Source organism: Cecembia lonarensis LW9 (assembly GCF_000298295.1).
GTDB classification, from domain to species: Bacteria; Bacteroidota; Bacteroidia; order Cytophagales; family Cyclobacteriaceae; genus Cecembia; species Cecembia lonarensis.
The window spans coordinates 139458-161194 of record NZ_AMGM01000001.1; the positions used below are offsets into that span (position 1 = coordinate 139458).

The 21737-nt window shown below is 39.6% G+C and carries 16 protein-coding genes and 1 riboswitch; of the genes, 5 read left to right on the plus strand and 11 right to left on the minus strand.

Going from position 1 to position 21737, the window contains the following annotated elements; genetic code table 11:
* Positions 1-202: 202 nt before the first annotated feature.
* From gmd to B879_RS00640, 4 genes are all read right to left on the minus strand, one after another.
* Positions 203-1354, minus strand: coding sequence for a GDP-mannose 4,6-dehydratase (gene gmd, locus B879_RS00625; RefSeq protein ID WP_009183183.1), 1152 nt, complete (start codon positions 1352-1354; stop codon positions 203-205).
* A 14-nt stretch (positions 1355-1368) separates the two neighbouring features.
* Entirely contained in the window at positions 1369-2325 is a 957-nt protein-coding gene (locus B879_RS00630) for a GDP-L-fucose synthase family protein (RefSeq protein ID WP_009183184.1), read from the minus strand.
* Positions 2326-2470: 145 nt separating this feature from the next.
* Positions 2471-3208, minus strand: a complete 738-nt coding sequence (locus B879_RS00635) for an Ig-like domain-containing protein (protein WP_368678974.1) — start codon at positions 3206-3208, stop codon at positions 2471-2473.
* Positions 3100-4692, minus strand: a complete 1593-nt coding sequence (locus B879_RS00640; RefSeq protein ID WP_157231470.1) for an Ig-like domain-containing protein — start codon at positions 4690-4692, stop codon at positions 3100-3102. The genes B879_RS00635 and B879_RS00640 overlap by 109 nt, the downstream gene beginning before the upstream one ends.
* Before the next feature lie 483 nt (positions 4693-5175).
* Between B879_RS00640 and B879_RS00645 the strand changes: the two genes are divergently transcribed.
* From B879_RS00645 to B879_RS00660, 4 genes are all read left to right on the plus strand, one after another.
* Complete coding sequence (locus B879_RS00645; protein ID WP_009183187.1) at positions 5176-5748, plus strand: 50S ribosomal protein L25/general stress protein Ctc; 573 nt, start codon at positions 5176-5178, stop codon at positions 5746-5748.
* Between the two features lie 86 nt (positions 5749-5834).
* A complete protein-coding gene (gene pth, locus B879_RS00650) occupies positions 5835-6395 on the plus strand; it encodes an aminoacyl-tRNA hydrolase (protein ID WP_009183188.1) in 561 nt (186 codons plus the stop codon).
* Between the two features lie 191 nt (positions 6396-6586).
* A riboswitch (SAM riboswitch) is annotated at positions 6587-6689 on the plus strand.
* A 235-nt stretch (positions 6690-6924) separates the two neighbouring features.
* The gene (locus B879_RS00655) at positions 6925-8094 is read left to right on the plus strand and encodes a trans-sulfuration enzyme family protein (protein WP_009183189.1); all 1170 of its coding nucleotides are present in this window, start codon (positions 6925-6927) and stop codon (positions 8092-8094) included.
* Positions 8095-8184: 90 nt separating this feature from the next.
* Positions 8185-9432: a serpin family protein gene (locus B879_RS00660; protein ID WP_009183190.1), complete on the plus strand. Its 1248-nt coding sequence runs from the start codon at positions 8185-8187 to the stop codon at positions 9430-9432.
* A 764-nt stretch (positions 9433-10196) separates the two neighbouring features.
* Here the strand turns inward: B879_RS00660 and pgi are convergent.
* Positions 10197-11852, minus strand: coding sequence for a glucose-6-phosphate isomerase (gene pgi / locus B879_RS00670; protein ID WP_009183192.1), 1656 nt, complete (start codon positions 11850-11852; stop codon positions 10197-10199).
* A 166-nt stretch (positions 11853-12018) separates the two neighbouring features.
* On the opposite strand from pgi, the gene B879_RS00675 reads away from it, so the two are divergent.
* Complete coding sequence (locus B879_RS00675; RefSeq protein WP_009183193.1) at positions 12019-13281, plus strand: C69 family dipeptidase; 1263 nt, start codon at positions 12019-12021, stop codon at positions 13279-13281.
* Here B879_RS00675 and B879_RS00680 read toward each other — a convergent pair.
* The 6 genes from B879_RS00680 to B879_RS00705 form a co-directional block, all read right to left on the minus strand.
* Positions 13262-15169 (minus strand): sialate O-acetylesterase, encoded by a 1908-nt coding sequence (locus B879_RS00680; protein ID WP_009183194.1) that lies wholly within the window; start codon positions 15167-15169, stop codon positions 13262-13264. The two genes, B879_RS00675 and B879_RS00680, sit on opposite strands and share 20 nt — an antisense overlap.
* Positions 15170-15227: 58 nt before the next feature.
* Positions 15228-15977 carry a metallophosphoesterase family protein gene (locus B879_RS00685; RefSeq protein ID WP_238542052.1) on the minus strand — a complete coding sequence of 250 codons (750 nt, stop codon included), beginning with the start codon at positions 15975-15977 and terminating at the stop codon, positions 15228-15230.
* A 60-nt stretch (positions 15978-16037) separates the two neighbouring features.
* Positions 16038-16742 carry a DUF3307 domain-containing protein gene (locus tag B879_RS00690; RefSeq protein WP_238542053.1) on the minus strand — a complete coding sequence of 235 codons (705 nt, stop codon included), beginning with the start codon at positions 16740-16742 and terminating at the stop codon, positions 16038-16040.
* A 2-nt stretch (positions 16743-16744) separates the two neighbouring features.
* The gene (locus tag B879_RS00695) at positions 16745-17395 is read right to left on the minus strand and encodes a SatD family protein (protein ID WP_009183197.1); all 651 of its coding nucleotides are present in this window, start codon (positions 17393-17395) and stop codon (positions 16745-16747) included.
* Positions 17396-17541: 146 nt separating this feature from the next.
* Positions 17542-20298 carry a M14 family zinc carboxypeptidase gene (locus B879_RS00700; RefSeq protein WP_009183198.1) on the minus strand — a complete coding sequence of 919 codons (2757 nt, stop codon included), beginning with the start codon at positions 20296-20298 and terminating at the stop codon, positions 17542-17544.
* Between the two features lie 169 nt (positions 20299-20467).
* Complete coding sequence (locus B879_RS00705; RefSeq protein WP_009183199.1) at positions 20468-21736, minus strand: alpha/beta hydrolase family protein; 1269 nt, start codon at positions 21734-21736, stop codon at positions 20468-20470.
* Position 21737 lies beyond the last annotated feature (1 nt).

The window sequence follows — 21737 nt, forward strand, 5'->3', positions numbered from 1 at the left end:
AAAAAGATTATTTTTTTAAGAAAAGTAAGTCGTTGATTTTCAAGAAAAACATAATATTGATTCAATAAGCAAAATAACTGATTCAAACTACAAAAATTTGTAGCTTAAGAGAAGTGTTAATAAAAAAACAAATTTAAGCTACTGAAATGATATCATTAAGTAACATCCCTTTCAGTAGCTATCTAAACTAATTCACCACCCGTTACTCTTCCTGTACCAAAATTTTATGACCAGCCTTCAACAATTCAAAATCCCTTTTAAACAAGGCTATATCAGACTCCATCATATCATCTACCAATGCTGCTAAGTCATATTTTGGCACCCACCCTAATTTTTCCTTAGCCTTTGTAGCATCTCCTATCAATAAATCCACTTCGGTTGGTCTAAAATAACGGGGATCTATCTCAACTAAGACATCTCCCTTTTTATTTTTTAATTGATCGACTTCTAAGATATTTTTGGCAAATTTTTCATCAATTTCATCCAGGACCCCTTTTTCATTAACCCCTTCTCCTTCAAATCGAAGGGTATATCCAATTTTTGAGAAAGCCATTCGGATAAAATCCCTCACTTTTGTTGTCACTCCGGTGGCAATGACGAAATCTTCGGGTTGATCTTGCTGCAAAATCAAATACATGGCCTCAACATAATCTTTAGCATGTCCCCAATCCCTTTTTGCGTCTAGGTTGCCGATGTACAGCTTTTTTTGAAAGCCTAAACCAATTTTTGCTACTGCACGGGTAATCTTTCTGGTCACGAATGTTTCCCCGCGCAGAGGAGACTCGTGGTTGAACAAAATCCCGTTACAGGCAAACATGTTGTAGGCTTCCCTATAATTTACCGTTATCCAGTAAGCATAGAGTTTTGCAACTGCATAAGGAGACCTTGGATAAAATGGTGTGGTTTCAGATTGGGGAACAGCCTGTACCAAACCATATAATTCAGAGGTGGAAGCCTGATAAATCCTCGTTTTCTTTTCTAAACCTAAAAGCCTTACCGCCTCCAAGATTCTTAATGTTCCAATACCGTCGGCATTAGCGGTATATTCTGGGGTATCAAAACTAACCTTCACATGACTCATTGCCGCCAAATTATAAATCTCATCTGGCTGCGTCTCCTGAATAATCCTAGTAAGATTCATGGAATCAGTCAAGTCGCCGTAATGCAATACCAATCTCGGGTCTTCTACATGAGGATCCTGATATAAATGATCAATCCTTTCCGTATTAAATAATGAGGCCCTACGCTTGACCCCATGAACCAAGTAACCTTTACTTAAAAGTAATTCTGCTAAGTAAGCCCCATCCTGTCCAGTGACTCCAGTGACAAGAGCAACTTTTCTGTTATTCTTCATTTTTACAAAATTTATCAAACTATTTTAACCTCTTTTATTTCATCAAGATTCTCCAAAAACCATTGGTAAGTTTTGGAAATTCCATCCTCCAAATCAATTTTTGACTGCCACCCTTCGTCTTTCATCTTAGAAACATCCATCAATTTCCTCGGCGTTCCATCAGGTTTGCTGGAATCCCAACTTATCTTCCCTTTATGACCTACTATTCTTTGAATGAGTAACGCCAACTCAAAAATCGATAAATCCTTTCCTGATCCAACATTATACAAATTGTCTTTTAAAACATGCTCTAAAGAAAAAATTACTGCCTCTGCCAAATCATCGACATGTAAAAACTCACGTTTCGGCGACCCACTGCCCCATAAGACTACTTCTGTGTGCCCTTCTAATTTTGCCTCATGGAACTTCCTTATCATCGCTGGCAATACGTGCGAAGTTTTTAAATCAAAATTATCATGAGAGCCATATAAATTGGTAGGCATGAGACTGACAAAATCTTTACCATATTGCTTACGAATGGCCTCACAGGCTTTTACCCCAGCAATTTTTGCAATGGCATACCATTGATTGGTCGGTTCCAATTCAGATGTCAATAAGCAATCCTCATTTAGGGGCTGAGGTGCTAATTTTGGATAAATACATGAACTCCCAAGAAATATGAATTTCTTGCATTCAAACTGATGGGCAAAATCTATCAAATTATTTTGAATCAGTAAATTCTCCATCAAAAATTGATATGGATATTCATTATTTGCCAAAATCCCTCCTACCCTAGCAGCAGCATCAATAACTACCTCAGGCTGATGTTCAGAGAAAAATCTTTTTACTGATGATTGATCCTTTAAATCAAGTTCATTCCTGGGTTTAGTTAAGATATTGGTGTAACCTTTTGAAACCAAAGCCCTGTAGATGGCTGAACCCACCATGCCTCTATGACCAGCCAGAAAAATTTTTATATGCTTATTTATCATTTATAAACTTTTAAATCAACAATCATAATATTTAACAAAGTAAAATTCAATACATAATACCAATACCCGAAGAAAAATGTATTTGCAAATAAACAAATATAGAATTAAATATCATTTCCTTCTAGGGTAAAAAAGATTGTACATTTCACCTCTTCACGAATCTTTTCACTGGAAATTGTTTTTGAGATCCCTTCAAATAAATGAGATAACTTCCTGGTCTTAAATGACCCAAGTCTAAGGTCACTTCATTGCCTATCATAATTGTTCTATAACTTTCCGCCTGATCCCCACTCATTCCTATGATATCCACTTCAATATCCCAACCCGATTCCAATGAATCAAAAAGAAGATTCAGATAATCCAAAGTAGGATTAGGACCTATTGAATAATTTATCAGCAAAGGACCTTGCTCTTCTTGGGTTGCATTAGGCTGGTCTATTTCAACCATAATATAATCAGATACCAGTTCCCCGCCAAAATCATCGGTAGCAATAGCCTTTACCCGGTATGATCCAGGTAATACATAGTCCCAAATGTATGTGAAAGGAAATGAATTACTACTGCCCAGAAATACATCATTGACATAAAAGGCAACTTGCTGAACAGGCGTCTTTAAGTGTTTAAAGTTAACGTCCAATTGGACAGAATTTAAATGAGAATTTTGATTTTCTTTTAACACATATCCTAAGGTGATTATTGGTTCAGGTCTTTCCAAAACTTTTATCGCTACAATTGAAGAAAGTAGATTGCTCCCATCTTGATAAACCAACCTGGCTACCAAATTAAAAATTCCAGCAGGAACCTTATCCCATGTAAATGAATAAGGAGACTGGGAAATCGATCCAAGCAGGGAATTTCCCCTGTAGAACTCAACTTTAGATATTTTTTATTGGATTCAGGAATAGCCACATGAATGATAACATCATCTCCTTCCTGGAAAGTCGCCCGGTGTAAGGGAGCTGTAATGGCAAATCGGGTATGAGACTTTGGCTCTACAATAATTTGAATAGGTGAAGATGCCCTTTCTATTTGAGGATTACCCCCAATTGCCACTGCCCTTACCTGATAAGTGCCCGCTCTGGCATTTTCCAACTCAAAATCAAAGGGGCCTTCTAAAGATGTCCCAAGTATTTCATTGCCATTATAATAGGTCACCTTCGAAACTGATCCCGCATCACCTGAAAACATGACGGTAAAATAGACACTTTCCCCTTCTTGAAAAACCTGATTATCAGAGGGACTTACGATTTGAATATCAGGTAATTCTTGCCTCTCATTCACAATCACTTGCACTGCTTTTGATTCACTAAAAGCGCCTTTATCATCAAAAGCAATTGCTTTCAAATTGAATTTTCCTGGAGGAATATCCCTCCAGGTTACTCTAAAGGGACTCTCCATAGAGATTCCTATTAATGTTTCTCCACTATAAAATTCTACTTTAGTTATCGAACCGTCTGAATCCTTAGCATCAGCCTGAATATTAATTTCCTGTCCTGCAAAAAAAACTTTTCCGTCTTCTGGAGAAGTAATGCGCACTACAGGAGGCACATTTTCTTTCTCCACTTTGATTTGCACAGCTGGGGAAAGGGTAGAAATTCCTAGGTTATCAGAGGCTTTTGCAGCAATATTGTATTCTCCTGGCTTTAAATCATTTACGATAATTTGATATGGTAAAGTTGTCACTGTAGCAAAAAGGTTGTCCCCAATGAAAAACTCAACCTTTTGAACTTCACCATCATGGTCTTCTGCTTCAGCCTCTACCTTAATTGGGGTACCTTCCGCAAATACCTCTCCATTGTATGGAGAAATAATTTCTACCAATGGTGGTTCATTTGCTTTCTCGACCACAATACTTACCGGATTTGAAATGGATCGACCTCCTTTAACATCAAAAACGCGAGCAGTTAACTCATAAGAAGCAGCAGGCATATTGGAAAGTGTAAATGAAATAGATTGGGGGTTCCCAGAAACCGAACCAACCAAATTGTTATTTCTAAACAATTCTATCCTTTCTATTGCTCCATTGGGGCTTTTGGCCTCTACCGTCACCAAAATATTTTCTCCTTCCATAAAACTGGCATTGGCAGTAGGTGAGGCTATCCTTATTTCTGGTTCCTTGATTTCATTAAAATGCCCAATAATGACAACATCCTTTTCCGGCATAATAAATTTATAAACAAGATCTTCACTAATTATTTCCCCATCAAAGGTCCAATGACTAAAGAAAAAGCCAGAGTTGGCCTCAGCCTCAAGTATTACATTTGCTCCTGGTTCAAACTCATAGGCTGTTGCTGATCCCCAAGCTTGACCAACTCCATGAAACAAATTTGAGAAATCAAGCTTATACTTTTTTGTAGTTGGCAACATTGATTTGTCTAGCATTCCATAACTGTACCTATCCAAGTTTTCAGAAAAAAAAGCAACATTTATCCCAAAACCAATTTGGACCTTAAGTAAAAATAAAATACAATAAAATATAACAAATTTTGTACTAGGAACTCTCATTTGAAGTCATGAAAATGTAGGTTTCAGGCAAAAAACATCGCGTCATGATTTGAAACATTATTTTTTGCAGAAAACAACTGATAAAATGTAATTTTGTTAAGTGGTGATTAATTGATAAAAAATTAATTTTAAATTAATAAAACAAACTTTTATACTTTTAATTTTAAATAAATGTTCAAACTTTTAAATATTTTCCCTAGAAAATATACCCTTTAGGTACTACACTATTTTCAACAAACAAATTGTCCTTAAAAAAATATACCCTATCTTTGCAGCCTTATTGAGGAAAAAGATCAGTGTTTTGGTTGGCTGCCTCTCTATTTAAAAAACTTAACAAAAAAAATTATGAAATCACTAGAGATTATAGGGTTTAAAAGAGCAAATCTCGATGGTGCAGAACTAAAGCAAATCCGTGAGGAAGGAAATGTTCCTTGCGTGGTTTACGGACCAGCCATTGAAGAACAAATCCACTTCTATTCTCCAGCAATCCTTTTCAGGGATTTGATCTACACTCCGGATGTGCACATGGTAGACCTTAATGTAGAAGGCAAAAAAATGAAAGCAGTATTGAAAGATGCTCAGTTCCACCCGGTTTCTGAGGTTCTGATGCATGCTGATTTCTTGGCTTTCTCTGAAGATAGACCTATCAAATTCGAAATTCCCGTAGAAATCGTAGGTACTTCTCCAGGTATCCAAAAAGGGGGTAAATTGGAAATGAAAACCAGAAAACTGGCGGTTAAAGGATTGGCTTCCAGTCTTCCTGATAAAATTCAAGTGGATATATCCGGTTTGGATTTGGGTAAATCATTCAAAGTCGCTGAATTGAAAGCGGAAGGATTTGAAATCCTTACTTCCCCTAACGTTTCTATCGTTACCATTGGTATACCAAGAGCGCTTAGAGGTAAGAAAGCTGAATAATCAGTCGTTCAATCACAATAAGTTTAAATCCTGCTTAATCCTTAAGCAGGATTTTTTATTTTTGCCATCCTAAAATTGACTTCTCCATGAAATATCTGATCGTAGGTCTTGGAAACATAGGCCCCGAATATGAATTGACACGGCATAATGTAGGCTTTTTGACACTGGACCGATTAGCTGATAAATTAGGCGCAGAATGGAAAAGTGACCGCTTGGCCTTCGTAGCGCATGGTAAATACAGAGGCCGCCAAATCCATATGATCAAACCCACCACTTTCATGAACCTCAGTGGAAAAGCAGTGAATTATTGGATGAAGGAACTGAACATTCCAAAGGAAAATATCATGGTAATTGTAGATGATGTGGCCCTGCCTTTTGGAAAATTGAGAATGCGGGGTAAAGGCTCCTCAGCAGGGCATAACGGTCTAAAGAACATTGAAGCCATGTGTGGCGGACAGGATTATCCAAGACTCCGATTTGGAATTGGCGACAATTTCCCTAAAGGAAAACAAGTAGAATATGTCCTAGGCCGTTGGACGCAACAAGAAATAGATGAGCTACCTGTTTTTATGGATAAAGCTATTGATATGTGCCTGAGCTTCTGCACCATCGGCATCAACATGACCATGACGCAGTTTAATGACTGATTTTTTTGTACCAAGCACAAAGTACCAAGAGATAAGTACCAAGTGCTTCTTAAAATCAATACTTTTTGACCGAAGATTAATGTATAAGGGACATGAAAAGATAGAAGAAAACGAAAAAACACGATTGAATAATTCGGGAAATTTGCTTTTAAACTTACACTGACTTTTATTTGTATTCACTTCAGGAAACTGATTTATAAAGAAGAGGCGAGAGAACAGGCTCCAAGACCCTCTGGCAACCATCCAACCATATGGAAAGGTGCCAAAACCTGCCCAAAACGGGAACTATAAATTAGAAAATATGACGACAAGGAAAATATTTTTGCACCAAGTACCAGGTACCAAGTACCAGGTAAATAAATGCCATCACTCCAAATTCTTTAAGCTTCATCATTACATACATTCCCTTAATACTGCATTAGTTTTATGTTTTAAGGAAATCTCCCTGATAAATGACAATCCCAGATCATATTACAATACCCTTTTGCCATTTTCTCAACCACCTATTCTCTAAAAACAAACATCCGATATGCCTCATTTCGAAACAGAAGCCATACGACTCAGCAGTACCAAATCCAACCAAAGGGAGCACTCCTCCCCTATTTACCTGACCTCTTCTTTTACTTTTGAAAGTGCAGAAGAAGCCAGACAGATGTTTGCTGATGAAATTGAGGGGAATATTTATTCCCGCTACGCCAACCCCAATACCGCTGAACTTATCCAAAAAGTCTGTGCAGCAGAAGGTACTGATGACGGGGTTGCCACGGCATCCGGCATGGCGGCCATGTTTGGGAGTATGGCCGCATTACTCCAACAAGGGGACCATATTCTAGCCTCCCGATCCCTTTTTGGATCTACCCATCAATTACTCACCAAAGTTTTTCCGAAATGGGGAATTACTTCCACTTATGGGGATATTGCTGATTTTCAAAATTGGGACAAATTGGTTCAGCCCAATACCAAAATGCTTTTTCTGGAGACCCCATCCAATCCTGGGCTGGAGATCATTGACCTAGAGTGGGCAGGGAAATTTGCTGCTGCTCATGATTTGATTTTGGTGGTTGACAATTGCTTCGCTACGCCCTATTTGCAACAACCTGCCAAATGGGGCGCTCATATCGTTACACATTCTGCCACCAAATTTATTGATGGCCAAGGCCGTGTTTTGGGTGGACTGATTTTGGGTCAACAATCACTTATCGATGAGGTAACCTATTTTGCAAGGCACACCGGACCTTCCATGTCCCCTTTCAATGCATGGGTCTTGTCCAAAAGCCTGGAAACATTGGCAGTAAGGATGGATAGGCACTGTGCCAACGCATTAAAACTGGCTGAATATTTCCAAGACAATAAAGCATTGGAATTTGTCAAATACCCCTTTTTGCCTGGTCATCCTCAATACGATCTGGCCATCAAGCAAATGAAAGCGGGAGGTGGAATAGTCACCCTCACACTAAAAGGCGGTTTGTCGAGGGTAAAAAATTTTATTGATAACCTGCAAATGCTGTCCATTACGCCTAACCTCGGGGACAGTAGGAGCATTGTTACGCACCCTGCATCCACTACCCATAGCAAACTCAGTGAGGAAGAACGTAAAAAAGTAGGCATCACAGACGGACTCATCCGTATTTCTGTAGGACTGGAACACCACGAGGATATCATACAGGACATAGAAAGGGCGCTGGAAAAATCTAAGTAGAGGTCTTTTAAAAAATATCTCTCATTTCTTTGTAGCATAATTAGCTTTTTTTTCGTCTTAAAAGAAAAGAATTGTTCAAATCCAGAAGCTATGAAAAATTTTATATTATCACTGGGAAGTCTTTTTCTTTTGGCTGCCTCCTGTAATCCTATCCAAAATAACGATATTGGACCTGTGGAAGCCAATGTAAGACAAATGACAGCTACTGAGACCGAGCTGGTGCAAAGCAATGTGGAATTTGCTGTCCGCTTATTTCAGGAGATAGAAAAAGAAGGTCCTGAGAATCATTTTACCGGACCATTCAGTATCCATCAGGCCCTGTCCATGGCCATGAATGGGAATGAAGGAGATATTCTAAAAGAATTTTTAGATGTACTCGCCTTCCATGGATTGTCCAAAGATGAAGCCAATGCAGCAGTAAAAAGTTTGACAAACTATTTACAAAGTGTTGACCCAAAAGTAAAAGTCAATATCGCCAATGGTATTTGGTACCGGGAAGGATTTACAGTAAGGCCCCCTTTCAAATCGGCAATGAACACCTATTATAATGCCAATGTGAGTGCACTTAACTTTGATGAACCGAATGCCCATCAGCTGATCAATAATTGGATTGCTTCACAAACCAATGACCTTATCAAAGATATCCTTGATGCAATTCCTTCTGATGCGGTCATGTACTTGGTGAATGCCATCTACTTCAAAGGGGATTGGAAATACCAATTTGATCCACAAAAGACAAAAAAAGAACCGTTCTTTCCTAAAAAAGGGGGGAGCGTTCAAGTGGATATGATGGAATCCAAAGAAAAAGTGGCATTAAGAGCAGGAGGTAACAACAAAGTGAATTACTTGGAAATTCCCTACAGCACTGGCCAATACCAAATGGCCATTATTCAAGCAAATTCTGGTGAATTAAGCAGTGTCTTACCGGAAATTACGACTGAAAACCTGACATTTTGGTCTGAGAATGCAAGGGAAACTACCGCCATTCTCAAAATGCCCAAATTTAAAATGAGGTATAAAGAGGATGATTTAAAGTCAAAATTAAAGAAATTAGGCTTAGTTACTCCTTTTAGTCCGCATCCAGAGAACTTTTCTAATATGTTTGAAGGCAACTTACCTCCCATGCTGATTTCAAGAGTCATCCATGAAGCAGTCATTGAAGTAGATGAAAAAGGAACAGAAGCCGCAGCAGCCACTGTGGTGGAAATAGGCCTTACTTCTGTATCCCCGGGCCCAATGGTGATCACTTTAGATAAGCCTTTTTATTTCCTAATCAAAGAAAAAAGTTCAGGAGCAATTCTATTTATGGGGAAACTAGGAAATCCTTCCCTACTTTAGGGCATACTGAAAAACAAATTCACTTCTCGAAATAAAAATGGGTTCAAAAAGACATAGGTCAAAAATTATCCTTGTTTGTTTATTACCATTGTTTTTTGGACAATGCATAAATGATTCCCCTTTTGACGCTGAGCAGGAATTTTGCTCGGCTGTCCAAAAAGAAGAGTACCAAAGCTTACTGCCCCTCACTGATAGGTTTCTAGCACAACTATCGGGAAATTTATCTGATTTAGAAAAAATAGAAAAGTTAAATGACTGGCTATCACAAAAGACCTGTATAACGCATACTGAGGTCTTTTGTGTTTCCTGCATGTTCTCTTTACCCCCTCAGAGCAGGGTTTTTGTTACATTCTCCAATAATGGACAATCAGCCCATAAAGTCTTGGACATCCTCATGAGTGATCCTCCGAGAGTGGCGAGAATTTTTGAAAATAATTTTCAAGACAACTAAAATTATATTGCCATAGACTTACTTGACATTATTACTTCTTATTTCTAAAACTCTCCTATTTTTTAGGGGATAAGTTGCCCCATAAGGTCAATCACCTCGTTTTCTAGATTTCTCCTCCTTCGTCGTCGAAATGACAAGGTGAAGCCTTTGACAATATTTGACCATCTGAACTTTTAAAAGTTTTACCGCTTAATGAACCCCTTAAATCCCTAAACTCTAAATGGTTCAAAGTCTCCAACACCCGACTTCCGACCTCCGAAATATCTTGAGTCTTATGTCTTGTTTCTTGTTTCTTGTTTCTTGTTTCTTATATCTAATCTCTAAGTTTTCTAAACTCCTTATAAGCATTGATCAAACCATTGGTAGAAGCATCATGGCTGTTCACAGGTTGCTCATTCTGTAATTCCGGCAAAATGGCATTGGCCAAAACTTTACCCAGTTCCACCCCCCACTGATCAAAACTAAAGATATTCCAAATCACACCTTGGACGAAGATTTTATGCTCATACATGGCAATTAACTGCCCCAGGGTATAAGGTGTAAGCTGCTTGACTAAAATGGAGTTGGTAGGTCGGTTGCCTTCAAAAACCCTATGCGGAGCAATTTTTTCAATCTCATCAGCTGATTTTCCTGCCTTGCCCATTTCTGCCATTACTTCCACCAAAGACTTACCGTTCATCAGGGCTTCTGTCTGGGCAAAGAAATTGGAAAGCAATTTGACATGATGATCGCCAATAGGATTATGTGAAATGGCCGATGCAATAAAATCGCATGGAATCAAATGGGTTCCCTGATGTATCAACTGGTAAAAGGCATGTTGTCCATTGGTACCCGGCTCTCCCCAGATGATAGGGCCTGTATTATAACTAACTTTTTCTCCCTCTCTGGAAATATATTTCCCACTGGACTCCATATTTCCCTGTTGGAAATACGCAGCAAAACGGTGTAAATACTGGTCATAGGGTAAAATGGCTTCAGAACTTGCTCCCAGGAAATTGGTATTCCAAATACCAATCAGGGCCAAAATCACCGGAATATTTTCACTAAACGTTGCTTGTTTGAAATGCTGATCCATAGCATGCGCCCCAGACAACAACTTTTCAAAATTTTCAAACCCGATAGCGCAGGCAATAGGAAGGCCTATGGCGGACCAAAGGGAGTACCTACCCCCAACCCAGTCCCAAAATTCAAACATGTTTTGGGTATCAATGCCAAACTCAGCTACTGCCTTTCCATTGGTTGACAAAGCAACAAAATGCTTAGCTACTGCCCCCTCCTCTTTTGCATGATCCAAAAACCACTTTCTGGCAGTATGTGCATTGGTCATGGTTTCCTGTGTGGTAAAAGTCTTAGAAGCAATAAAGAAAAGCGTAGTCTCTGGATTTACCTTTTTCAAAGTTTCCGCCATATGCGTCCCATCGACATTGGAGACAAAAAATACCTCCAAATCAGGATTTTGATAAGGCTTGAGCGCTTCTGTCACCATTACTGGACCAAGGTCTGAGCCGCCAATACCAATATTGACCAAATATTGAATGGGCTTTCCCGTATATCCCAACCAAGTCCCTTTGCTAATCTTGTCAGCAAATGCCTTCATTTGAGCTAAAACAGCATTCACATCGGGCATTACATCTTTTCCATCCACCTGAATCGGTGAATTGGACCGGTTTCTTAATGCCGTATGCAAAACCGCCCTGCCCTCTGTTCCATTGATTTTTTCCCCGGAAAACATGGAATCAATGGCTGATTGGAGTTCTCCTTCTTCCGCTAAGGCAATAAGCGCTTCAAAAATCTCCTGATTGATTCTGTTTTTTGAAAAATCAACCAATAACTCTTCTAATTGAAGGGAATATTTCTCAAACCTGGCGTTATCTTGAAATAAATCTTTTATATGAAGCCCTTTGTACTGTTCATTTAAAGCAGATAATTTCTGCCATGCTTGGGTACAGGTAGGATTTATATTTTTCATCTGATAAAGTTTAATAGGATTAACCCTGCAAAATTAGAATATTAATCGAGGGGGAAAAAAATATCAATGAAATTGAATGGTTAAGAATAGTAGCATATTGGTTAACATACATTTATGACATTTGGGATTTTTTCAGCTATTTTAATACTTACAATCCCAAAAGACCATGTGTGACACCTTAATAGCTTTACCTTCTTTTACAGCACAAAACAATCTGATATTTGCCAAAAATTCAGACCGTGAACCCAATGAGGCCCAAGCATTAGTTCATATCCCCAGAAAGCAGCATACGGCTTCCACACTGCAATGCACTTATATTGAAGTCCCACAAGTTCAGGAAAGCTATGAGGTAATACTTTCCAAACCATTTCAGATGTGGGGAGCCGAAATGGGGATCAATGAATATGGTGTGGTCATCGGCAATGAGGCGGTATTTACCCGGGCCAAAATCAAAAAAAATAATTCGGGATTAACGGGAATGGATTTACTAAGGCTTGCGCTGGAACGCTCAAAAACTGCCAGAGAAGCAATTTCCCAAATCACTGCACTCTTAGAAAAATTTGGACAAAATGCCTCTGGGGGCTATGAAAACAAAGCCTTTTTTTACCATAACAGCTTTATCATTTCGGATACTGACCAAGCTTACATTTTGGAAACTGCCGGAAAATCCTGGGCACTTAAAAAAATCAAAGCAGCAGGTTCTATTTCCAATGGGCTTCAAATTGGATCAGATTACGATGAAATCCATCTCGCAGAAGAAAAGTTGGATTTCCCCTTCAATTTATTCCCCAAACCCCAGCCCTTTTCTTTCAGGGAACATTTTTCAGACTTTCTATACACCAAAGTGGGTAATGCTAAAAAACGACAAAGCTGTAGCTATGGGCTATTGCAAAAAGACAAAGGTGGACTTACCGTGGAAAAGGCAATGGCAATTTTGAAAACACATGAAGCCCCTGATCCTGATTTCAATCCCAACAAAGCCAGCACGGCATCTTTGTGTATGCATGCGACTGGATTGACCAACCCAAGTACTACAACAGGAAGTATGGTAGCAGAAGTTAGAAAAAATAAGCCTTCTACAGTTTGGCTGACCGGCACTTCCATGCCTTGTATTTCCGTATTTATACCTTTCTTTATGGGGACTAAAACCTTAACCGAATTTACACAACCAGGAGCATCGCCAGATTCCTCTCTGTGGTGGCAAGCAGAACTCCTCCACCGTTGGATATGTGAAGATTATCAAGTCAGAAAAAGGGATATCCAAAACGACCTACTGACCTTGCAGCAATCATTTTTAAAGCAGGAGGCATCCCTAATGTCTGCGGGGGCTAACTTATCCGAGTTGGATATTTTTAGCAATGAATGCCTTTTGAAGGTGATGCAATTTTATGAGAAATGGTCTGAAAACATCAATCTATATCAACCCTAAACGGCACTGCAGGCAGCTTTTCTGAATTATACAAATTGACCTCTGGATTATCCGCCCAAGCATATCGGATTTCTTTGATCGTATTCACTTGGGGATGACTGACTATCAAAACATCTTTATCAATTATGTGGGCTTTTGCTGAGTGGTAATTGCCATTATCGTCCTGAATAACAAAACCTTTTACTTCATCACCTGAAGATAAGGTCAAGCCCTCTCCAACGTGTGTAAACCTTAGTTTAACCCCTTCTTCACTTTCTTCAAAACTGTGGAAGGTGGGACCTGCATACAACACATCCCAGTCATAAGCTACTTTTTTAGCTATCCTCCAAAGCCTCAAGCCTACGTCCCTTTTGTTGCGGGGGTGAATGTCATTGGCATCTCCAATATCTATAGTGACAGCCATGCCTGTATTTGGTAAGGACAAAGCCTGGAATTGCGCCTCTCTCAAATAAGCCCAATTGGATTCAGGCTGAACTTCCTTCCTTTCCATAAAATTGGCCAATTGTACAAAAAGAAAAGGAAAATCACCCAAATTCCAACGCGATCTCCAGTTAGTGATCATCGCTGAAAACAAATCCCTGTAGTGTTCATGCGCATCTGTATTGCTTTCCCCTTGATACCAAATCACACCTTTTATCGGAAAGTTAAGTATCGGGGCAATCATGGCATTGAACATCATTCCCGGCAGATTGTGGTGTCTTTCCACCACAGGAAGTGCTTCTTCTACTTTATTATTGTATTTCCATTCTCCTTCCAATGAAATCTTTTTATTTCCGCTAAGGAGGAACATCTCGTCTATTTTGCCTAATCGCACTTGATTATCCCAAGTATTCACGACCCTTATTGCCAAAGTATTCTCCCCCACATTCAACATACTGGATGGGATAGGTATTTGCCTAACTGCATCACCGAAATCTTTAAAAAATAACCTTCCCCCATTTACATAGACATAAGCCATCTGTTGAATATCCCCAAGATTGAGCCGGATATTTTGTTTGTCTGTAACCGTGAAAGTTTTTCTAAACCAGGCAATATCACTAAAAGGATTAGCCTCAGGTAATTGGACAACTTCCCAATCACTGTCATCAAAATTAGGATTAGCTACACCCTGGATCTCCCCATTTTGAGGGGCTGCCACCAGGTCATTTCTTTGTAACTCCCTGATTTTATTATCTATTACTTCCTGGAGCCAGAAATCTTGTCTTTGGAGTACATCATTTGCCTTGTCCTTATAGAAATCCAGCTTTAATAAGGCCTCAGCTTCGGCCCAGCCTTCAGCTGGAGTTCCTCCCCAATTACTCTCTATAATTCCAACAGGCACTCCTTCTTCCAGATGTAGCTGCTTGGCAAAAAACCAACCAACGGCAGAAAAATTCAAAATATGATCTGGATCGGCTTTTCTCCATTCTCCTCCCCTGACATCAAACTTTTCTTGAGCATCATAATCATGTGGAATTTTAAAGAAGCGGATCAATGGATAATCTGAATCCGCTAATTCCTTCTGCAATCCCTGAACCTGTGCACTCATCACCCATTCCATATTGGACTGCCCTCCTGCTACCCACACATCCCCAACTTGAATGTCATAATACTTATTTCCATTCACTTCCAACTCATAGGGACCAGAGGCAGGCAAAGGGTTAAATTCAATTTGCCAAGTTCCATCTTTTGCTACTTTAACCGACTTTTCTTCTCCATTGAATGTCACCACCACTTTTTGGCCTGAGGCTCCTTTGCCCCAAATCCGGATAGGTTGATGGCGTTGAAACACCATTTTGTCTGCAAAAAACTTGGGCAACGCTATTTCCCCTACCTCAGCTTCCGGTGAACAGGAAAAGTTAATAAATAGAGAAATCGCTATAAGTACTAAAGCCAATGAATTTTTCATAGGTTTTCTTTCAAAGGTGATATTGGGTTTTTGTAACAGGAAATCTTCAAATACAAATTTACAGCGTATGACCACTTAAAATCAACCCCTCCTTCATGTCTTTCAAATACGTTATAACTTTGCCATCCTCTCCAACTTCACATACCCTATAGCCCGGCAAAGGAGATCCCCAATTTCCACCGAAGTGTCCTGTCCATAAATAAAGTTTTTTCCTGTTTCTCATAATACCATTGACATCGTGGTCGTGGCCATGGAAGATGGCCCTTACATTGGGGTATGCCGCTAAAGTCTCTAAGACCTCATGACATGAAATTCCATGTAAGGTCCAATCATTTTGAGAAATGTGGATAAAAACAAATACAAAAGGTAACTCCTTAAAAGACTCCAAACTTGACCTTAAAAAGTCCACATTAACACACAAATAATCTCCTGCTTCATTGGAGCTATTCGCTATGATCATTCCATATTGCTCTTTTACTATAAAACTATGGTCCGCAGGAACTCCCCAGATTTCCTCCCAGGATGTTTCTGAAATCCGGTCATGATTCCCCTTTACAGGATAATAGGGTAATCCGATGGTATCATATACTTTCTTCACCTCAGGCATCCATTTAGGCTCATCATGGATCAAATCTCCATTGAACACCACAAAATCTACTCCCTCTTCTTCTTGGATGGCTTTAATCAAGGTTTGGTGAATGGCCTCAAAGGGTGTGTTAGGCTGTCCATAATGCCCATCAGAGGCAATGATAAACTTCAGTTTGGTCTTTTCGGGAAAGTCCATTTTCCCATAATTCAAAAAAGGCATAAGGCTGGTCATTGAAGTAAGCAATGATATTTTTTTTAGAAATGGCCGTCTTTTCATCATTTATTTTATTTGAATAAGAAAATCGCAGATTATTCCTGTTACAATGGCAAATCCAAAACTGAGAAATGTACCAATCAAAATATACTCAGTAAGTTTCCTGTCTTGTGATTCTTTAAGATCCCCAAATCTAAATACCGATTTGGTAGCAATCAGAAAACCTACCCCTTCCCACTGCCCCACTAAAATAAAAATCAAAACGAGTAACCTTTCTAAAATCCCAATATATCTGCCAGCATTTGTTAGGGAATGATCATCTCCTTTTTCCAGACTTTTTGACCATGGATGCATCAATTGTGCCATGATGATGCTTACACCAAAACTCAAAAAAACTATACCAGTAGTGACAATCCAAAAATTAGAACCTTGAAATAAGCCTACCCAAGAAGTGTCCGGGTAAACCCACAATGCTGCCAAAAACCCTAAAGAAAACAGATGTAATCCCTGGTCAATTATAAACCACCTGATTGGGTGATTTACTCCTCTATATATTTTCAAAAGATCTATGAGATAATGAAGTATTAAAACAGCTAGTGCTAAGCCAATGGCTCCCAAATTCCAGAATAAAACTAAAACCAATACCCCATGAATCAATATATGGAGGTATAGTTTACCTGATTTAATTTTCTTAGCCTTTTTTTCCTCCACCCATGAAGAGGGCTGTAATACAAAGTCTCCTATCAAGTGAGCCAGAAAAAGTTTGATCATGATCAACATAGGCTATTCAGTTTCCATTTGTAATATTCCAATATAGCCTTTAACTCCTCTGAATTCGCCCTTTTTAATCTAACGCTTACGGAGTTCTGGGCAATCCCCAGTATTTCTCCCAATTCTTGCTGGTTTACTCCAGGCTTTTCTAGGACTAATTCAATTATCTCCGCAGAACTCAAACTCCATTCATCCATAAACAATAGTCCCAGTCTAATTGGTAAGTTCAGTTCCCTATCAAAATTTTCCAAAAAGCTCTTTATCAAGATATTCTGAGGACTTTTTTTCAACATTTCAAATGCTTCACCTGAATAAAAATAAGCCTTTCCTGTTCTTTCTCCTATTTTTTTTGAATTTTCCCCCTTCTCTCCAATCCCAATAGATAACCGGACATCAATGGGAGATTTCCTTTGATTAAACTTTCCACTCTTGATTGCTTTTATTTTGGATTTTATCCTGATCGCTTTTAGAAGTGCCTCTTCCGGACTAGACTCTATTTGAAAACTATCCCCTCGGAATATCTCCCATGATTCTCCTTCTTTTCCCCAAGAATCCAATAATTGCCTCAATGGCCTTTGCCAATCTTCTTGATTAAGAAGCTTTCGAGATCCTATGATATCTCCTGTGATTACAGCTGTAAAATCTTTACTCATACTTAGATTTAAACCTTTTGATAAACTTTCACTAATTTATAGATATTTTGATTTATCTACTAATTTATAGATATTTTGATTTATCTACTAATTTATAGATATTAGTGTATATCTATCAAATAAGTAAAGCATTTCACAGGAGATGATTACTTCAACCTATCCCAATTGATCAGGGCATTCCATACCATGGGCGCATCATGGTGATTCAAATAGCGGTGTAAAGGATCAAAAGTAAAGGCCAATACACTTCCTCTACCTACAGGAAGATTGAAAACAGAGCCATGCCCAACGATTTCCTGCTCGTTCCTTACCATTCCAGCTACCACATAAGGAGGCGTCTTCTCCTCAGACTTTTCCGCTTTTTCGGTTTTCATGTCTTCAGGCAAACCCAGGATCTGGCCCTCAAAAGGCACTTCATCTTTTAGAGGTTGATGGCCATACTGCACGAGCATCAAGTCCCTATTGTACTTATCTGTTTGCAGTAAAGGTCCATTTCCTCTGAAAATCGGAAATGTTTCTGGATAGCCATAAAGCACTGGGTGATCTGTTTTTCTCACTTTAGCCCTCACAATAGATCCAGGATGAAACAAGCCTGAGGTATTGACAGGACTCAATTCAGAGGCTATTCCCAATTCCGCCAAAATTGCAGAGGTATTGTCAAAGCTGATCAGCAAGCCTCCTTCTTCTACAAATTTTCTCAAGTTCTCAATGCCGCCAAAACCAGGACCTCCTGTCATATCTGAAGTAGATGCAGGGAAACCGTGAGAAGGAAACTCAGCAGTCTTGGTATAAGGCATGGGGCCAAACTTTTTGTCTACTCCATTGACAAAATTCTTGGCATTGCCCCTAACCCTAGGCAAAATAATCACATCAAATTTCGATTTCAATGCTCCTGCTTTAAGGAAATCTTTGTCTATGGATGTGTAGGGAATTCCCCTTTGATCAAAGGTGTAACGCGACCAACCTTCATCTTGGGTATTGTACCAAGTGTGGTAGATGGCTACCCTTGGCAAATTGACAGCTTTTTGTTGATCAGCAGGAATGCTGGTACTGATGGCCCTAAAATCCAAACCGAAGTCCTGAGCCATTTGACTGGCCTGATTGGCATTGATCCTACGGAAAACGATACTTCCTGCGGGTAATGTATCTCCAGAAACAACAGTAGATCCGGTAAGCACTGAGATTTCAGCATTTCGGTTTTGCCCTTTGATCCAATACAAGGCAGGAAGCACCGTATTCTGCGCATGGTACGGCAATACATAAGTATTTCCTTCTCCAGCTAATTTACCTTTATATACTGCATCACTAACCATCAAACGCAAAGCACTTACATCAAAATCTATATCTTCCTTAGCCTCCACTTCGACGCCGTATAAATAGGGCAAGGTCCAGGCAATGGCATCATAAGGAGGATATTTAGCCTCTTTTGGATAAGCCTGTGGGGTCAATAAAGAAACCGCTAAGTTCCTATAAGGTTGCTCGGAAAGTATTACAAAAGCTTCTTCATTTTCATGCACTTCAATTCCCTGGACCCTCAATTGATTAGCCAGGTAGGCCACCATTGCTGGGTCTCTTTGTTCCTTGGCTATAATGAATGCTTTAGGACCTTCATTTTTACCTTTTTCCAAGCTATTGAATCCTTTCTTATAAAAGTTCCTCAAAAGCAATTGGGAATTCGTGGCAGCATAATACAAAGAAGCAATCACCCCTACTTGAGTGTAGTTGATGTTATTTCTAAATGACCAATATACCAATGGTGAAGCTGGATAAGGCCTGTACCATTCTTTGGAAGAGGCCAGGTCACCTGCAAATCTTGACGTAGAATAATCTCTCAAATAGGTATCAGCCCCGGCATTCCCATAGGTCTCATAAAACCTGCCATTGGAATTGTGGTTATTGGCCACCCAAATGCCATAACCAGGCCACCATCCATCATAAAACGCCCAGGTAAAAGCACCAGGCATGCCCTGAGCTGAAACTTCAGCCACATCATGATTGGCCATGACCTGCCACTCACTCTGGGTTATAGGATCCACAAAATCATTGTATGGACCTGTACCCGTTGAGATGTACAACAAAGGCACTGATTCATGAAGGTCTAACATGACGGTTGGATGGAATTCAAAGAATCCCTTGAAAATAGATTTGGTAATCTCTTGGGATACTTGTAAACCATCCCTGTTATTGTCATGAAATACGTACTTACCCCAATAAGGTGCAGAGCGTGGAAATCCATCATCAAACTTCTCTCTTCCTTTGGTATGTCGGAAATACCAATCCACCTGTTTGTCCCAACCATCAGGTTCAGATACCGGGTTGATCACAGTAATTACATTTTCCCTGATGGCTTTGATATCTCCTGCTTCAGAAGTGGCCAATCTGTAGGCCAGTTCCATTAACATTTCCGGAGCGCCCATTTCGGTCGCGTGCATCCCTGCACTTACATAATAGACGGGTTTGCTGTCCAAAATAATGGCCTCGGCCTGCTCAGGGCTCGTTTTCCTTGCATCTGCTAATTTTGCCAATTGTCCTTTATAATGTTCCAAACGGTCCATAGATTCTTGGTTGCCTATGACAATCAGATAAAATTTTCTCCCTTCCTCGGTCAAACCCATTTCTTGCATATGCACCAATGGAGACGTCTCGGCAAGTTTTTGGTAATACCCATAAATTTCAGAAGTCCTATGGACGATGCCTTCTGTGCCGATAATATGTCCAAAATGCTTCAAAGGAGAAGGAACCGTTGGATGGTCTACTATGTCCAACAAGGAAGCTGGAAGAAACTTATCATCCGTAGTAAATTCCTTGATTTTTTGTACATAGTCCTGATCGATTTGCTGGGCTTTAAGATCAGCAATGGAGATCACTAAGAAAATCCAAATGAAGGATAAAATTTTATTCATGATGGTGTAGCTTGATTGAAGGTTCAAGCTACAAAAAAACTGTCTTATGAAAATCAAAAAATTATTTGGATGGTGAATAGCAACGAGTATTGCCTGTCATTTCAGAAAAAACCAAAAATAAATTCTATTAGAGACAATTTTTACTTACAACTTAGGTGATGAATTTTTCTCATTTCAACCAATTATCAAACCATTCAAATGCCTCCTGCTGCATTGCGAGGTCAAATTTATGAGGACCAGGGTGAAAGGTACAACGGTACTTATCTGAGGCTCTTGACTTTTTAAAAATACTGCTTATGATTTCATCTGCCCTTTTCATCTCTTCCAGCGTGAATAAATTGTCTTCAATATCATTGAGCACCATGGTCGGCTTAGGTGCCCTAAGCGCAAAAATCTCAGGGAAATCCAACTCTCTGGGCAGCATGGGAATATAGGTCATCCAAGTGTGCGTATGGGACTTGTGCAGTAAAAAGTCTGCCCAAGTGGTCATAAAACCCACACTGATGGCACAGGCTATCCTATCATCCAAGCCCCCCAACATAACAGTCCTCAATCCTCCACCTGACAGCCCGGCACAACCTAATCGCTCAGGGTCTACATCAGCCCTTGCAGCCAAAATATCCAATGCAACCTGATCTTCTGCTAAATACACAGCAGGCCAAGAAATGCCTGCACTGAAAAGGGATTTGGCCATAATATGCTCGTGATCAGATGCCCAGGAATTGTAAGCATTGATATTTTCCCGCTTGCCCATATCAAAATCTATGATCCCCCTCCTCCTATCTTCAGTAACATCCTCCAACATCACCCTCCTACTTCCAAAAGCAAAAGCATCATGAACCATCACCACATAGCCCCTCTTGGCCAATTCATTGGCCCAGGCCTTTCCTTCATAGTATTGCTGATGGTGTTCCTCCACATAATCCGGTAGCCGATGGCTAACTTTACAGATTTTTTCCAAACCCAAAAATTTATTGCCACCATGACAGTGTAAGCCTAAGACCGCGGGTAATTTTCCACTCGAATTTTCAGGCTTAAGCACTACTGCCTTAGTAGGATTTCCATAGGGCAACTGGTAGCTGATTTCCTCACAGACCAAGCCATCAAAATGATGCACTTGATGAACTTTTACCTTAGGCTTTTCTTCCAGGCCCAAATAACCCATCCTTTCTTTGACTTTGCCAGAAGCCATAATCCTCCAGGACTCGATGTCATTAAACTCATTCTTCCTAAAAGATGAATCCGGTATTCCATCTAAAAATAGACTTTTAGCCCATGGACCGTATTTGCCGAGCTGGTTTTTCTCAAAATCATTTTTCATAAAAGGAAGTGTTTTTCTTGGTGATGGAGCAAATAGACCATCTGTCCAATCAGCAGTAAACATACCCATTCCTGCCAAGGTGGATTGCTTGATGAAATCTCTTCTTTTGTTCCCCATA

Excerpts from the sequence above, each read along its gene's own strand:
- gmd (WP_009183183.1), bottom strand. The coding sequence starts at position 1,354 with ATGAAGAATAACAGAAAAGTTGCTCTTGTCACTGGAGTCACTGGACAG.
- B879_RS00630 (WP_009183184.1), bottom strand. The coding sequence starts at position 2,325 with ATGATAAATAAGCATATAAAAATTTTTCTGGCTGGTCATAGAGGCATG.
- B879_RS00640 (WP_157231470.1), bottom strand. The coding sequence starts at position 4,692 with ATGTTGCCAACTACAAAAAAGTATAAGCTTGATTTCTCAAATTTGTTT.
- B879_RS00645 (WP_009183187.1), top strand. The coding sequence starts at position 5,176 with ATGAAATCACTAGAGATTATAGGGTTTAAAAGAGCAAATCTCGATGGT.
- pth (WP_009183188.1), top strand. The coding sequence starts at position 5,835 with ATGAAATATCTGATCGTAGGTCTTGGAAACATAGGCCCCGAATATGAA.
- B879_RS00655 (WP_009183189.1), top strand. The coding sequence starts at position 6,925 with ATGCCTCATTTCGAAACAGAAGCCATACGACTCAGCAGTACCAAATCC.
- B879_RS00660 (WP_009183190.1), top strand. The coding sequence starts at position 8,185 with ATGAAAAATTTTATATTATCACTGGGAAGTCTTTTTCTTTTGGCTGCC.
- pgi (WP_009183192.1), bottom strand. The coding sequence starts at position 11,852 with ATGAAAAATATAAATCCTACCTGTACCCAAGCATGGCAGAAATTATCT.
- B879_RS00675 (WP_009183193.1), top strand. The coding sequence starts at position 12,019 with ATGTGTGACACCTTAATAGCTTTACCTTCTTTTACAGCACAAAACAAT.
- B879_RS00680 (WP_009183194.1), bottom strand. The coding sequence starts at position 15,169 with ATGAAAAATTCATTGGCTTTAGTACTTATAGCGATTTCTCTATTTATT.
- B879_RS00685 (WP_238542052.1), bottom strand. The coding sequence starts at position 15,977 with ATGCCTTTTTTGAATTATGGGAAAATGGACTTTCCCGAAAAGACCAAA.
- B879_RS00690 (WP_238542053.1), bottom strand. The coding sequence starts at position 16,742 with ATGATCAAACTTTTTCTGGCTCACTTGATAGGAGACTTTGTATTACAG.
- B879_RS00695 (WP_009183197.1), bottom strand. The coding sequence starts at position 17,395 with ATGAGTAAAGATTTTACAGCTGTAATCACAGGAGATATCATAGGATCT.
- B879_RS00700 (WP_009183198.1), bottom strand. The coding sequence starts at position 20,298 with ATGAATAAAATTTTATCCTTCATTTGGATTTTCTTAGTGATCTCCATT.
- B879_RS00705 (WP_009183199.1), bottom strand. The coding sequence starts at position 21,736 with ATGGGGAACAAAAGAAGAGATTTCATCAAGCAATCCACCTTGGCAGGA.